The organism is Bradyrhizobium sp. NBAIM08, assembly GCF_020193935.1.
Classification (GTDB): domain Bacteria; phylum Pseudomonadota; class Alphaproteobacteria; order Rhizobiales; family Xanthobacteraceae; genus Bradyrhizobium; species Bradyrhizobium yuanmingense.
Genome location: NZ_JADYVR010000080.1, coordinates 1 through 586 on the forward strand (window position 1 = coordinate 1; position 586 = coordinate 586).

At 53.1% G+C, this 586-nt stretch carries 1 pseudogene; it reads right to left on the reverse strand.

Annotation, left to right across the window (positions count from 1 at the left end):
- A pseudogene (locus tag I6F37_RS38485) lies at window positions 1-457 on the reverse strand (hypothetical protein); the annotation flags it as partial.
- Between the last annotated feature and the right edge of the window lie 129 nt (window positions 458-586).

The following is a 586-nucleotide window of genomic DNA, read 5'->3' on the forward strand; positions in this document are numbered from 1 at the left end:
CCACGGCTACGCTAAACGGATTATTGAGCTGCGCCGAATGGGCTGGTGCTCCATCGCCGCTATAACCTGCTGTGCCGGTACCGGCGATGGTCGTGATTACCCCTGTTGCCGCGTTAATCCTGCGAACACGGTGATGGCCCTGTTCGGCGATGTAGATGTTGCCTGTTGCATCTACCGTCATACCACGTGGGTTGAAAAGTGATGCTGCACCAGCCGCCAGATAGTCGCCCGGATTAGCGGTGCCGGCGATGGTAGTAATGGTTTGGCCCCGGGTGCTGATGGTAAGGGAAATGAGGTATAGAAAAATAAAGAGGAGCGGAGCAACCCGTTTTTTCAGGTGTATTTGTACCGCTATTTTAATGGGGACATGTAAAGGCAGGCGTGCTGACCCCTGGCTTGTTGGTTGTGTTGCCGTGTTTTTCGGCCCCGGATAATTTTTGTTCCGTTGATGGTTCATAATGGATGGTTTTACTGACATGCTGCCGGTTATGGACAAAGCGACGATTTCGACCAGCTGCGACGAGCTGAAAGAGCAACAGCGTTGCAGCAGTCTCGTCCTGACTGGTTGGTTTAGTGAGGACTGCTG